At 47.1% G+C, this 13,923-nt stretch carries 9 protein-coding genes; 7 read left to right on the plus strand and 2 right to left on the minus strand.

Annotated features, from left to right (window positions below):
- The first annotated feature begins 236 nt into the window (after positions 1 to 236).
- Both HMPREF0670_RS01010 and HMPREF0670_RS01015 read left to right on the plus strand, forming a co-directional pair.
- Positions 237 to 1,565, plus strand: coding sequence for a SpoIID/LytB domain-containing protein (locus HMPREF0670_RS01010; protein ID WP_009229294.1), 1,329 nt, complete (start codon positions 237 to 239; stop codon positions 1,563 to 1,565).
- A 176-nt stretch (positions 1,566 to 1,741) separates the two neighbouring features.
- Positions 1,742 to 3,076, plus strand: coding sequence for a permease (locus HMPREF0670_RS01015; RefSeq protein WP_044077564.1), 1,335 nt, complete (start codon positions 1,742 to 1,744; stop codon positions 3,074 to 3,076).
- A gap of 304 nt (positions 3,077 to 3,380) precedes the next feature.
- Here the strand turns inward: HMPREF0670_RS01015 and lpxB are convergent, their stop codons facing one another.
- Entirely contained in the window at positions 3,381 to 4,532 is a 1,152-nt protein-coding gene (lpxB, locus tag HMPREF0670_RS01020) for a lipid-A-disaccharide synthase (protein WP_009229296.1), read from the minus strand.
- A gap of 340 nt (positions 4,533 to 4,872) precedes the next feature.
- Entirely contained in the window at positions 4,873 to 5,649 is a 777-nt protein-coding gene (surE, locus tag HMPREF0670_RS01025) for a 5'/3'-nucleotidase SurE (protein WP_009229297.1), read from the minus strand.
- Positions 5,650 to 5,951: 302 nt separating this feature from the next.
- Here surE and HMPREF0670_RS01030 point away from each other — a divergent pair, with 302 nt between their 5' ends.
- From HMPREF0670_RS01030 to HMPREF0670_RS01050, 5 genes are all read left to right on the plus strand, one after another.
- Entirely contained in the window at positions 5,952 to 6,716 is a 765-nt protein-coding gene (locus HMPREF0670_RS01030; protein WP_019188926.1) for a ParA family protein, read from the plus strand.
- 252 nt (positions 6,717 to 6,968) lie between these two features.
- Positions 6,969 to 7,862, plus strand: a complete 894-nt coding sequence (locus HMPREF0670_RS01035) for a ParB/RepB/Spo0J family partition protein (RefSeq protein ID WP_009229300.1) — start codon at positions 6,969 to 6,971, stop codon at positions 7,860 to 7,862.
- Between the two features lie 16 nt (positions 7,863 to 7,878).
- Complete coding sequence (locus tag HMPREF0670_RS01040; RefSeq protein ID WP_009229301.1) at positions 7,879 to 8,613, plus strand: DUF5683 domain-containing protein; 735 nt, start codon at positions 7,879 to 7,881, stop codon at positions 8,611 to 8,613.
- 61 nt (positions 8,614 to 8,674) lie between these two features.
- Positions 8,675 to 10,036 (plus strand): lytic transglycosylase domain-containing protein, encoded by a 1,362-nt coding sequence (locus tag HMPREF0670_RS01045; RefSeq protein ID WP_044077825.1) that lies wholly within the window; start codon positions 8,675 to 8,677, stop codon positions 10,034 to 10,036.
- A gap of 302 nt (positions 10,037 to 10,338) precedes the next feature.
- Positions 10,339 to 12,612: a RelA/SpoT family protein gene (locus HMPREF0670_RS01050; protein ID WP_009229303.1), complete on the plus strand. Its 2,274-nt coding sequence runs from the start codon at positions 10,339 to 10,341 to the stop codon at positions 12,610 to 12,612.
- Positions 12,613 to 13,923 lie beyond the last annotated feature (1,311 nt).

A 13,923-nucleotide genomic window follows, 5' to 3' on the forward strand; every position in this document is an offset into this window, starting at 1 on the left:
TCGTAAATTAACGAGTTAACAAGTGGACTAGTTAACAAGTGAACGAGCTAACAAGTGAACAAGCTAACAAGTTGACGAATTGATAAGAGAACGAGATAACAAGCTGATAGTTCTTTTTACTATTACTAGTTGACAAGTTAACGAGACAACAAGTTAATAGGCGCAGCCATCTTTTCACCTTTTCACTTTTTCACTCTTTCACCTTTAAAAAACCTTTCACCTTTAAATAACAACTTATGAACCCAGAATACAACGCAACGCCCCAAGTATCGGTGGGCATTATGAATGGTACGGAAATCGTTTTCGTGCTAAACACGCCATATCAGGTTAACAACAGCGAAGCACAAGGCCAGCAAACGGTTTGCCTGAACAAAGGTCGCATTGTTTGGAACGGACAAGAATACGACCAGCTTACCTTCGAACCAATCTCTGCCGAGGCCAATTTCTCGCTCCACAACGTCACCATCGGTGTTAATTTTCATTGGGAGCAGCAACAAACGCAAACCTTTAAGGGCGCACTGCGCTTTGTGATAGACGGCAACAAGATTGTAGCCATCAACCAATTGTCGGTAGAAGACTACCTAGAAAGCGTAATTTCTAGTGAGATGAGTGCCACATCAAGCCCCGAATTACTGAAAGCCCACGCCGTTATATCGCGCAGTTGGCTATTGGCACAGATACAAAACCGAGATAAGAAAACTGCAACAACAGGTCCAGCAGCCTTTGTAATGAACGAAAACGAGATTGTGAAATGGTACGACCGCGAAGATCACACCCTCTTCGACGTGTGTGCCGACGACCATTGCCAACGCTACCAAGGCATAACTAAGGCTACAAGCAAGCATGTTGCAGAGGCTGTACAGGCCACACGCGGACAAGTGTTGCTGTCAGAAGAGGGAATTTGCGATGCTCGTTTTAGCAAATGCTGCGGCGGAATGGTAGAAGAATACCGCTATTGCTGGGAAGACGAAGACAAGCCTTACCTTAAAGTGGTGCGCGACTTGCCTAATCCCGCCGTAGACTTAGACCTAACCAACGAAACCAACAGCGAGGCTTGGATACGCTCTACCCCCGATGCCTTCTGCAATACGCACGACACACGCATACTCTCGCAGGTGCTTAACGACTTCGACCAAACCACAAAGGACTTCTATCGCTGGCGTTTGGAATATACACAAGCGCAGGTTGGCGAACTGCTAAAAAAGAAGTTGGGCATTGATTTTGGCCTGATTACGGCCTTCGAACCCATCGAAAGGGGTAAGAGTGGGCGTTTGTCGCGCTTGAAAATCGTTGGAACAAAGCGCACACTAACGCTTGGCAAGGAACTGGAAATACGTCGCGCACTTAGCGAAAGCCACCTTTATAGTTCGGCATTCGTGGTAGACGTGGCCGAACGTGATGCCGAAGGAGTTCCACTTCGTTTCGTCTTTACGGGCGCAGGATGGGGACATGGCGTGGGCTTGTGCCAAATTGGGGCGGCCGTGATGGGCGAAAAAGGGTACGCCTACCATGAGATTTTGGCGCATTACTATCCAGGAGCCGAACATAAACGCCTCTATAAGTAGATAGTTGTTTAAGGCTATGAGTTGTTGAGGTTGTGCGTTGCTGAGTTGTTGAGTTCGTGAAGTATTGAGTTGTAGAGCTCAATGTTGTTCACAATAAAACTCGCAGACTAAACAACTTATAAACTCAACAACTCACGAACTCATAACCTCACGAGCTTATAAACTCATAAACTAACATGACCACTAGCAAAGAAACACCGTGGAGATGGGTGCCGTCAATATACTTCGGCACAGGAACGGCACAAGCCGCCATCGCCACACTTGCGCTTTTGCTCTACAAGCAATTGGGATTGAGCAACGCAGAGATAACCCTCTACACGGGGTTGTTGTTTCTGCCGTGGCTGTTACGCCCGCTGTGGTCGCCGTTCTTAGGTCTCATTCGCACCCCTCGTTGGTGGATTGTGGCCATGCAACTGATGCTTGGCGTTGCCTTGGGTGGTGTTGCCTTCACCATTCCCACCGCCCATTGGCTGCAAGGCACGTTCGCTTTTCTAGGGCTATTGGCCTTCGCCTTAGCCGTTCACGAGACAGAAGCCGACGTGTTTTACCACGACACGGTTATGGGCAGCACGCGTTCGGGCCTTTCTAGCATGCCAAACACATTCCGTTTGCTGGCCTTTATCTTCGTTCAAGGTTTCTTGGTGATGGTGGCAGGCAACCTACAACTGCTCTATCGCAATAGCATCAGCCTATCGTGGAGCCTTATTTTCTATTCCGTTGCAGGCCTTTTCATTCTTTCATGGCTATGGCACCGCACGGCGTTGCCTAGTCCTTACAACGAGTGCCTCCACCTTTTAAGGCGGCAACAGCGGCGCGAACAATTTGCAGAACGTTGGCGAGAGGTGAAGAAAGACATCTTTTCGTTCTTCGCCCAACACCCCCGGCAACAACTTGCAGCCGTTTTTTGTTTCACGTTCTGTTTTTTATTGCCCGAAACGCTCACATCGAAAGTAGCAATGCTCTTTCTTGTCGACTCCAACCACAATGGCGGATTGGGATTGTCGCCACAAGAATTTGGCCTTACTTACGGCACAGTGGGCGTTGTAGGACTTATCGTCGGCAGCTTGTTGGGCAAGGCTATCATTGCCACAAAAGGCTTACGAACCATCGTTTTGCCCTTATCTGCGGTCATCTTACTGCCCAATGCACTATATGTTTTGCTTAGCGAAACACAGCCTACGAGCCTAGGCGTTATTAACCTTTGCATCTTTATCGGACAAACGGGCTTAGGTTTGGCCTTAGTTACCTATTGGACGACTTTGAAGTCCATCAGCAAAGCTTTGGGAAACCATACCGTTTACATCTTCCTTACATCCGTTATGGCACTGGCCCAAATGGTTCCCAGCATGTTTTCGGGTGCGTTGCAAGAGTGGCTTGGCTACAACAACCTCTTCTTAATAGCACTCGCCTGCGGCGTTATCTCGCTAGCGGGATGCGTTTGGATAAGGCCCATGCTGCTAAACAAAGGCAATGATGACGTAGAAAACAACAAAAACATAGACTTCTCTTAAACTCAAATCGGTAGTTAGAGCCTGTACAAAGGCTTTTGTACTGTCGCTACAAGGCTTTTGTAGTCGCACTACAAGCCTTTTGTAGTCGTGCTACAAGCCTTTTGTAGTCGTGCTACAAGCCTTTTGTAGTCGTGCTACAAGCCCTTTGTAGTGTCACTACAAAGGGCTTGTAGCAAAGCGGACACAGACTAAGCCCGCTCCATAAGTAAGCCTTAAATATATTGGTTAGGGCTTTTTTCAAAAGCACTAACAGCGTATAATCCTCACCATAAAACACTTACGAGCCACCCAACAACACCAATTCCTATTTCGCACCAACACCTTTCAACATACCATACATAAGCTTGGCAGCGTTGTCGGGTGCCACATCATCGCCCAACACCTTTTGCAAAAGGACATAGTTGTTAAGCATTTCTTGTCGGGCCTCACCGCCAGGCAATAGCGTTTGCAGGCAATGGGCAATGTTGTCAATGGTAAAGCGGTCGGCAAACAGTTCGCTAACCACCTCCTTATTCATAATAAGATTTACCAGCGAAATGTATTCCACCTTGATAATATGGTTGAAAGCAAAACGGATGAGGCGTGGCACAGGCGTTTTATAACACACCACCTGCGGCACATTAAATAAGGCTGTTTCGAGCGTTGCCGTACCGCTTGTTACCAAAGCGGCTGTTGAATGCGCCAGCAGCGGATAGGTTTGGTTCTTCACCAATCGCACTTGCGACCCACGAATGAAACCTTCGTAATACTCATCCGCAATGGAAGGCGCACCAGCCAACACAGCTTGATATTGCGGAAAACGTGCCGCCACCTGCATCATAGCCGGTAAATTGTCTTTTATCTCCTGCCGCCTGCTCCCTGCCAAAAGTGCCAATATGGGCTTATCGGCCTGCAATGCGTTTGCCTTACAAAACTGTTCGAAACCTTCGTTATAAGTGGAAAGAAAACTGCGAACCTCATCGGCCGTTGGGTTTCCCACGTAATGGATGGGGTAATGGTGCTTTTTCTCAAAGAAATCTACCTCGAAAGGCAAGATGGAGAAAAGCTCGTCCACATCTCGTTTAATGTTTTTTATGCGGTATTCTTTCCACGCCCAAATCTTAGGCGAAATGTAATAATACACGGGTATGCGTGTTTTCGACTTCACAAACGTGGCGATATTGAGGTTAAAACCAGGGTAATCCACAAGTATAACCACATCAGGTGCCCACTCCACAATGTCCTTTTTGCAGAATGCCATGTTGCGGAAGATGGTGCGCAGATGAAGCAACACGGGGATAAAGCCCATGTATGCCAATTCTTTAAAATGCTTTACACGCGTTCCACCAACGGCAGTCATGAGGTCGCCGCCAAAGAAACGGAACTCGGCTGCAGAGTCTACCGCTTGTAACGAACGCATAAGGTGCGAGGCATGAAGGTCGCCAGAGGCCTCGCCTACAATTAAATAATAACGCATAACTTAGAAAGGTGAAAGAGTGAAAGGGTGAAAAGGTGAAAAAATGAAAAAGTGAAAAGGTGAAAAAATGGCTGCGCCTTCTGATGAACGAGTTGGGCTAGTATAACTAGAAAGAGTTGTGTTTCTAGGAGTACAAGAAAGCTTAGTGAACCGAAGAAATCTAGGAAAACTAGAAAGAATTGATAAGAAGGCTAGCCTAACCAGCTTACTAAACCAAATGCTTACCCACTTGTTAACTCTTTTACTCCTTACTACTTTACTACTTACTCCTTACTACTTACTCCTTACTACTTACTCCTTACTACTCACCACTTACTACTTATCACTTACAACTTACTACTTACAACACCTCTTCCCATGCCTTCATCCGCTGTAACGAGTCGTAGCAAGTAACGTCAATACGCGTGGGAACGATGGCCACATAGCCATTTTTCAAAGCCCAATGGTCGGTATCTTGCGCCTCAGGCTCATCGCTTTGGAAATGTCCAGCCATCCAAAAGTAGTCGTAACCATGAGGGTGAGTTCGTTTCTCGCACTCGTTCACCCACGTACCCCTGTTCATTCGACACACCTTCACCCCTTTAAACGTCTGCGCGCGTGGGAAATTCACGTTCAGGCACACCTCTTTGGGCAAGCCTTCGGCAAGCACACGGCTCACAATATCACGCACATAGGGGCGCAAAGGCTCAAAGTTGGCATCCTCATCAGGGTCGGCAAGCGAAAAACCTACCGAAGGAAAACCCTTTAAGCATCCCTCAATAACTACACCCATCGTTCCCGAATAGTGAACATTCACGGCGGCATTGTCGCCATGATTGATGCCCGACAGAATGAGATCGGGTTGCCGTTCGGCAAATAACTCACTGAAAGCAAGTTTCACACAGTCGACAGGCGTTCCATTACTCGACCACACTGGCGCTCCCGCCACATCCTTTCGCCTTTTAAGCAGTAAGGGTTTGGCCACCGAGAAGGCACCTGCAAACCCCGAACGACCAGCATCGGGAGCACAAACAACCACGTCGGCAAAGTCGGTAAGCATGGCCACCAACGAACGTAAGCCCTTGGCATGATAGCCATCGTCGTTAGATACTAATATAAGCGGTTTCTTTACTTCCATCTTTCTCCTTATTTTCGTTACCTGTCTGTTATCCAAGCATCTGCCAAAGCCCGTTTCGAATGCGCAATGGCACGCCCATTTGTCAAGCTCAACATCAGTTTTACGAGCGGCCGTTTGCCTTTTTAGAAAAGCAAACAACCATCCCTTGACCATTACATGCAAATGCATTTACTTACGCTTATAATGGCAAGTAAGCTTGAATATTTACATGCAAAAGTACGAAAAAAGCTTTAATATAGTGCTTTTTCATGTAAAATATGTATCTTTGCATTCTATTAAAAACAACCAGGAAAAAAAAGGTTATGGGAAAAATTATTGCATTAGCCAATCAAAAGGGTGGCGTGGGGAAGACAACCACAACAATTAATCTCGCTGCCTCGTTGGCTACACTAGAAAAAAGCGTGCTGGTGGTAGATGCCGACCCGCAGGCTAACTCTTCAAGCGGACTTGGAGTGGACCTAAACGACGTGGAATGCTCGCTCTACGAATGCATTATAGACCATGCTGACATACGCGATGCAATCTACACCACCGACATCGACGGTCTTGACATCATCCCTAGCCATATCAACCTTGTAGGTGCAGAGATAGAACTGCTCAACATCGAAAACCGTGAACGCGTATTTAAAACACTGCTCGACGGCATCAAGGGGGATTATGACTACATTCTCATCGACTGTTCGCCATCGTTAGGTCTCATTACCGTGAACGCCCTCACCGCGGCCGACTCGGTTATCATCCCCGTTCAGTGCGAATACTTCGCGCTAGAAGGTATCAGCAAGTTGCTCAACACCATCAAAATCATCAAGAGCAAGCTGAATCCGAAGTTGGAAATTGAGGGTTTCTTGCTCACGATGTACGACAGCCGCTTGCGCTTGGCCAACCAAATCTACGATGAGGTAAAGCGACATTTCCAAGAATTGGTGTTCAAAACGGTGATACAACGCAATGTGAAACTGAGCGAAAGTCCAAGTCACGGCTTGCCCGTTATTCTCTACGACGCTGAGTCGACAGGCAGCAAAAACCACTTGGCACTGGCCAAGGAGATTATGGAAAAGGGAAACTAAACCGCCACAAGTCCCTTATCCATGCTGCAAAGGCAACAACTTGGCGCGGCCGACACACCAAATGCTGCGCAAAAAGACATTGGGACGTGGCATGCCCACGCTAGCTGCCCCAAAGGGCTTATGCAAAAGGCAAACATGCCGCCAACAACTATCAGAACACAGCTGAGAGCCTGACGGGCTATGACAAGCAGTTTACATCCTGCTGAAACTCGTCGGCCTGTCAACGTGTAACTCATAAACGAACATTTCTAAATGGCAGTACATAAGAAATTTAACGCCTTAGGCAGAGGACTCGATGCGCTTATCTCCACAGAGAGCGTGCGTCCGCAAGGCAGCTCCACCATCAACGAAATTCCGTTAGAGCAGATTGAACCCAACCCCAATCAGCCCCGACGAGAGTTTGACGAGGATGCTTTGCAAGAACTCGCCAACAGCATTAACGAGATTGGCATCATCCAACCCATCACGCTACGACAGGTTGAGGACAACAAATTCCAAATCATCGCAGGCGAAAGGCGTTGGCGTGCATCGCAACTGGCAGGTTTGCAAGCCATACCTGCCTATATCCGTACCATCAAGGACGAGAGCATTATGGAGCTGGCGTTGGTTGAAAACATCCAACGCGAAGACCTTAACGCTATCGAAATTGCATTGGCCTACGAGCACTTGCTTTCGGCAGAAGGTATGACACAGGAGCGAGTTTCAGAGCGCGTGGGCAAAAGTCGCACGGCAATCACCAACTATCTACGCCTGCTTAAACTCCCCGCACAGGTGCAAATGGCCCTGCAAAAGAAAGAAATAGACATGGGACATGCCCGCGCATTGCTGGCCATAGACAGTCCGTCGCTACAAATAAAACTCTTTCGCGAGATACAAAAGCACGGCTACTCGGTTAGAAAGGTGGAAGAGTTGGCCCAAAAGCTAAAGAATGGCGAAGACATCCAAAGCGGAAAGAAAACCATTGCCACCAAAGCAGCGATGCCCGAAGAGGTTACCAGGATAAGACAAAGGCTCTCCGACTTCCTCGACACCAAGGTTCAGATGACCTGTTCGCCCAAAGGCAAAGGGAAAATTAGCATCCCTTTCGCCAACGAAGAAGAGCTGGCGCGCATCATGGCAGCGTTTGATAAGCTAAAAGAACAATAAGCAAAAGGTGATAAAAATGAGTGCGAAGATTTCCAAACTGTTAATGACGATGGCTTTGCTGTCGCCCTTTGGCAGCGTTGCATCCATTGCACAAGGACATTTCGACAACTCGAAGAAAACCCAATCACTGGGCGACACGCTCGCAACAACTATTACTGATGAGGTGTTGACGCAAGAAAAAGACAGCCTGAGAACAGCCCTTACGCCGACACTACAAAAGAAAAAGGAGAAACGTGACTGGGATACATGGCGGCCTAATCCCAAACGCGCGATGTGGTTGGCCATCGTTCTGCCAGGCGCAGGACAAATATATAACCGCAAATACTGGAAACTACCATTGGTGTATGGCGGTTTCGTGGGTTGCATTTACGCCATGCAATGGAACAACATGATGTTTCGCGACTACTCAAAAGCCTACCAAGACATTATGGACACCGACCCTACCACGCAAAGCTACAACCAGTTTTTGCACTTAGGTACAAGAATAACCGACCAAAACAAGGAGCAATATCAAAGCATCTTCAAAAGTCGTAAAGACCGCTACCGCCGTTGGCGCGACCTTAGTTTCTTCTGCCTACTGGGCGTTTACGCCCTTTCCATCGTCGATGCATACGTAGACGCGTCGCTGTCTGAGTTCGACATATCCGACGATCTCACCCTCCGCGTCGAGCCTGCCGTAATGAACACTCCTTTGGCTGGCACGTCTTTCAAACCATCGGCCATCGGTCTGCATTGCAGTCTAACATTCTAACATAAGCTATAGAGTAACGCACGTGCGTACAGATTGAATAATAAGAACAATGAAATACAGCATGAAAAGATTTAATTTTCTGTTAGCCACCATGATGTTGAGCTGCGCGATGCCCGCATTGGCACAGCACAACAACGATGATAAGGAAATCACGGTGACAACAGCGAATGGCAAAAACGAAGTAATAGACTTGCCAGAGGGCATGACCTACGAACTAGACAGTCTGCTCAAACAATACAATGCGGAGAAATACCTTAGGCCTGCTACCGATTGCAACATGCCTAACGTTAATCCCAGTTTCCCAAAAGAGGTGTTCATTGAAAGACTTAGCCGAATACCTTCCATCATTGAGATGCCCTATAACGACGTGGTACAGAAGTTCATCGACCGTTATAGCGGAAAGTTGCGCCGTTCGGTAAGCTACGTTGTGGGCGCAAGCAACTTCTACATGCCCATTTTCGAAGAGGCACTCGAAGCTTACGGCCTGCCGCTCGAACTGAAATACCTACCCGTTATCGAATCTGCGCTTAACCCCAAGGCCGTTTCTAGGGTTGGTGCCACGGGCCTGTGGCAATTTATGCTGAACACGGGAAAGCATTACGGACTAACAGTTAACTCGCTTATCGACGAGCGCAGCGACATCGCCAAGTCGTCGTACGCCGCCGCACACTACCTTAGCGACCTATACCGCATCTTCGGCGACTGGAACCTTGTTATCGCCGCATACAACGCAGGCCCCGAAAACATCAACAAAGCCATACACCGCGCCAAAGGCGAAAAGGATTATTGGAAAATCTATCCTTACCTGCCACGAGAGACGAGGGGATATGTGCCGGCCTTCATCGCTGCCAACTACATCATGAACTACTACTGCGAACACAACATCTGCCCCATGACGGCAACCTTGCCTGTAAAGACAGATACGGTAGTTGTTCATCGCGACATACACTTTAACCAACTGGCGGGTGTACTGGGTATCGACTTGGCAGAGCTCAAAACCCTTAATCCCCAATATCGCAAAGACATCGTTTGCGGTGCTTCTGCGCCTGCCACGCTCCGTTTGCCTGCTAGTATGGTTAACAAGTTTATCGACAAGCAAGAAGATATATTTGCCTACAACAGCGACGACTTGCTAACTAGAAGGCGTGAAGTGGAAGTGGCCGAGGCTCCTGCATCCTATTCGCCCCCGCGCAGCAGCAAAAGCAGTAGCAGAAACCACGAATCGAAAAAGGAAAGACGTAAACGCGAGAAACGCGAGAAACGCGAACGCGGTGATGGCGGCGGCAAGAGCATCATGATTAAAGACGGAGACACACTCTCTGAAATTGCCAAACGCAACAACACCACCGTAAAACAGCTGAAGAAACTGAACAAAATCAGCGGCACGAACATCAGAGCTGGAAAGAAACTCAGAGTGAAGTAATAGCGTAACAACGCATTAGCTACACAATATTTATATAAAGGAAGGAGTTCTGTCAGATAAACAACCGATGCCTGGAAAACATGGCTTCGCTATGCAACAGGTCTGACTGAACTCCTTTCGACTTTCTCCTAAGAAGGTAACAAAACGACAATGGGAACACCCCAACAACAAAGCGCACGAAAATTTGGGATAACAACAAAGTGGGCAAACCACAACTCCTAACATCTGCGTTAAGCCCATCCACCCAATTTTCAACACAAACGCACAACACATACTGGCTCATTTTCATAACTTGCAGCGATATGACCGACCAAATTACGAGAGACAAAGAAAGAGAACAAGCAGAAGAACAGTTGGTGAACAATGCTTTCAAGCACTTGCTCGAAACCTACATGGCCTCGCCGCACCGCAAGAAAGAGGAGATTATCACCAAAGCTTTCAACTTCGCAAGAGAGGCCCACAAGGGTGTGCGAAGGCTCTCGGGCGAGCCTTACATCATGCACCCAATAGCTGTGGCACAAATAGCCTGCGAGGAAATGGGACTTGGTTCTACCAGTATCTGTGCCGCACTGCTGCACGATGTGGTAGAAGACACCGACTATACAGTTGAAGACATTGAGAACATTTTCGGCTCGAAGATTGCCCAAATCGTTGACGGGCTGACTAAAATCTCAGGTGGAATATTCGGTGATAGAGCCTCGGCACAAGCCGAAAACTTCAAGAAGTTGCTGTTAACCATGAGCGACGACATACGCGTGATACTCATCAAGATATGCGACCGCCTGCACAACATGCGCACTTTGGAAAGCCAAGCACCCAACAAACAATACAAGATAGCGGGCGAAACCCTTTATATCTATGCCCCCTTGGCCAACAGACTCGGCCTGAACAAGATAAAAACCGAACTGGAAAACCTCAGTTTCAAGTTCGAACATCCCGAAGAATACGCCTCTATCGAGGCTAAACTAGCATCGACACAAGAGCAACGCGAAATTCTTTTCCAGCAGTTTACCGACCCCATACGGCAAGCTCTCGACCAAATGGGCATACAATATGAGATAAAAGCGCGCATCAAAAGTCCTTACTCCATTTGGAACAAGATGCAAAGCAAGCATGTGGCCTTCGAAGAGATTTACGACATACTGGCTGTACGCATCATCTTCACACCCAAAAACAAGGACGAGGAAATAAACGAGAGTTTCAACATCTACGTAAAGATAAGTCAGCTATACAAATCTCACCCCGACAGACTGCGCGATTGGCTCAACCACCCCAAGGCAAACGGCTACCAAGCCCTGCACGTAACACTGATGAGCAAGCAAGGACGTTGGATTGAGGTGCAGATAAGGAGCAACCGCATGGACGAAATAGCCGAACAAGGCTTTGCTGCACACTGGAAATATAAGGAGGGAGAAGAGATAACAGAAGACGAAGGCGAACTGAACGACTGGCTGCGAACCATCAAGGAGATATTAGACGACCCGCAACCCGACGCTATGGACTTTCTCGATGCCATAAAACTGAACCTCTTTGCATCCGAGATTTTCGTGTTTACGCCGAAAGGAGAAATAAAGATGTTGCCCGCGGGATGCACCGCACTCGACTTCGCCTTTCAGTTGCACACTTTCCTTGGCAGCCATTGCATCGGTGCAAAGGTTAACCATCGGCTCGTTCCGCTTAGTCATCGCCTGCAAAGTGGCGACCAGGTGGAAATATTAACATCCAAATCGCAACACGTGGACCCATCGTGGATTAACTTCGTTTCTACTGCCAAGGCGCGCGGAAAGATACAAGCCATACTTAGACGGGCCAACCGCGAACTGCAAAAGCAGGGAGAAAACATCCTGAAAGAATGGCTTGCCAAGCATAACTTAGAGCAAACAACGCCTATACTAGACAAACTTTGCGAACTGCACGAACTGCAAAAGCCAGAGGAACTGCTGCAACACTTGGGCGACAGAACAGTTATCTTGGGCGAAAAAGACCTAGATGAAATTCTTGGTAAGAAGAAAAGCAACGTTAGTTTTAGCTGGTTGAAACGTATGCCCTTCATGGGACGCGAGAAACGGCGCAATAAAACGGAGAAAGACGAGCAAGACCTGCTTGTGGTTGGCAAGGACTTCAACAAGAAACTGCCCTGCATCATCACCGAAACATCGGTAGAGCGTTACATCTTTCCCTCCTGTTGCCACCCCATTCCTGGCGACGACATCTTGGGTTACATCGATAATAAGGGTCGCATCGAAATTCATAAGCGCGCTTGCCCCGTTGCCAATCGTCTCAAATCAAGCTATGGCAACCGCATTCTCGATGCCAAATGGGACATGCACGGCAAGATGTTCTTCGAGGCGACAATAGAAATTCGCGGTATCGACCGTCATGGCTTGCTGCGCGATGTGGCCGAAGTTATTTCCAGCCAACTGAACATCGACATGCGCAAGCTTGTTATTTCGGGCGACGAAGGCGTGTTCGACGGAACCATCGAGCTGCGTGTTCACGACAGGAACGAAACACAACAGATTATAGACAAGCTGAAAGACATTGACGGCATTCACGAAGTGCAACGTATTCTATAAACAAAAACACTTCATACATAAGTGTTCCCATTGATATTTCAGATTTAAGTCAGATTAAAGCAACATAAGTCTGACGACAGACATCTCGCCAACTACTGCACAATATCTCAGCGGTTGGCGATTTTTTGTTTGTATCTATTCAAGCGTACACGCTAATCAATGAAGTCGTCTTGACTTTTAATGTTTCTATAAATCAAGAGGATTTTGTTCGCTCTGTGATGCCAAACTAATCAACCCAACCACTAATCAACTCAAACACTCAAAAAACTCAAAAACTCATTAACTCAAAAGCTTAAATTATTATCTTTTATTTTACAACGTCGCCCTAGTTTTCGCTCCGTTCTAGCGAAAATATAGTCCCAAAAGTAGGTAAATTGCCCCTATTTCTAGTTTTTCACCCCTTTTGTTTTGTCTATTTTTAGGCAAAAACCTGCATTTTGCACCATTTGGCCTTTCTAGATTGGCTGCCAGCTCATTGTTTTTTGCACCCAATTACAGGCATTTAGCTCCTAAAATCCCACTTTTTAATGAACATTTTGCCCTTTTCGGCCATGTTTCTAGTGGTTCTAAAAGGTTTTGTTTATACCATTGCTGTGGATATTTATGCTTTTCGTCTTGTGTTTAGACCCATTTTACCTTGCGTTTAGCACCATTTTACCTTGCATTTAGCACCGTTTTGCAGTGCATTTTGCACCAAAATGCAGTGCATTTAGCACCAAAACGCAGTGTGTTTAGCACCAAAATGCAGTGCATTTAGCGGCAAATAGTCCAAAATCTGGTGCAAATGGCCGTCTTTTTAAATAAAAATTCATTTTGCAGCATTCATAGGCTACCCCCTTTTTGCGTCAAAATCAACCTTCGCGAGAATCGATTTTTTGCGGCAAGGCGAGCGATTGGTGAACAAAAAGGGTACTCACAGTGTTAAATTTGTTGTCGAAACTAGACAAAATTCATTATGCCGTAAACTCGTGCGAGTGAGCAACGGCACCGAAAACATGTACGCTTGCGACGGCTAGCGCGAGCGGTTGCAGGGCATGCCACTTACATACAGCATCATGTAAACGCAGAAGTAACCTGCTTTCGACAAGCGGTTTTCAACTTGTAGAGAGTGTATGGAACAACTTCCGTCAGGTTACCTTCTGAAATATAACCATGTTTTGCCACAGACAAATGGGGCAGTATTTCAGGTTTTATCGTACCTTTATCCAGGTACTTCGTACATGAATGGGGAGTTTGTTTCAGTTTTAAAGCACAAAGAAAACAAACTCCTCTCAAGTTGTAGAAGTAGTAAACGTCAAGACGACTTCGGCA

It is taken from the genome of Prevotella sp. oral taxon 317 str. F0108 (assembly GCF_000162415.1).
In the GTDB taxonomy this organism is placed as follows: Bacteria; Bacteroidota; Bacteroidia; order Bacteroidales; family Bacteroidaceae; genus Prevotella; species Prevotella conceptionensis.

Excerpts from the sequence above, each read along its gene's own strand:
- HMPREF0670_RS01045 (WP_044077825.1), top strand. The coding sequence starts at position 8,675 with ATGAAAAGATTTAATTTTCTGTTAGCCACCATGATGTTGAGCTGCGCG.
- surE (WP_009229297.1), bottom strand. The coding sequence starts at position 5,649 with ATGGAAGTAAAGAAACCGCTTATATTAGTATCTAACGACGATGGCTAT.
- HMPREF0670_RS01030 (WP_019188926.1), top strand. The coding sequence starts at position 5,952 with ATGGGAAAAATTATTGCATTAGCCAATCAAAAGGGTGGCGTGGGGAAG.
- HMPREF0670_RS01040 (WP_009229301.1), top strand. The coding sequence starts at position 7,879 with ATGAGTGCGAAGATTTCCAAACTGTTAATGACGATGGCTTTGCTGTCG.
- lpxB (WP_009229296.1), bottom strand. The coding sequence starts at position 4,532 with ATGCGTTATTATTTAATTGTAGGCGAGGCCTCTGGCGACCTTCATGCC.
- HMPREF0670_RS01015 (WP_044077564.1), top strand. The coding sequence starts at position 1,742 with ATGACCACTAGCAAAGAAACACCGTGGAGATGGGTGCCGTCAATATAC.
- HMPREF0670_RS01035 (WP_009229300.1), top strand. The coding sequence starts at position 6,969 with ATGGCAGTACATAAGAAATTTAACGCCTTAGGCAGAGGACTCGATGCG.
- HMPREF0670_RS01010 (WP_009229294.1), top strand. The coding sequence starts at position 237 with ATGAACCCAGAATACAACGCAACGCCCCAAGTATCGGTGGGCATTATG.
- HMPREF0670_RS01050 (WP_009229303.1), top strand. The coding sequence starts at position 10,339 with ATGACCGACCAAATTACGAGAGACAAAGAAAGAGAACAAGCAGAAGAA.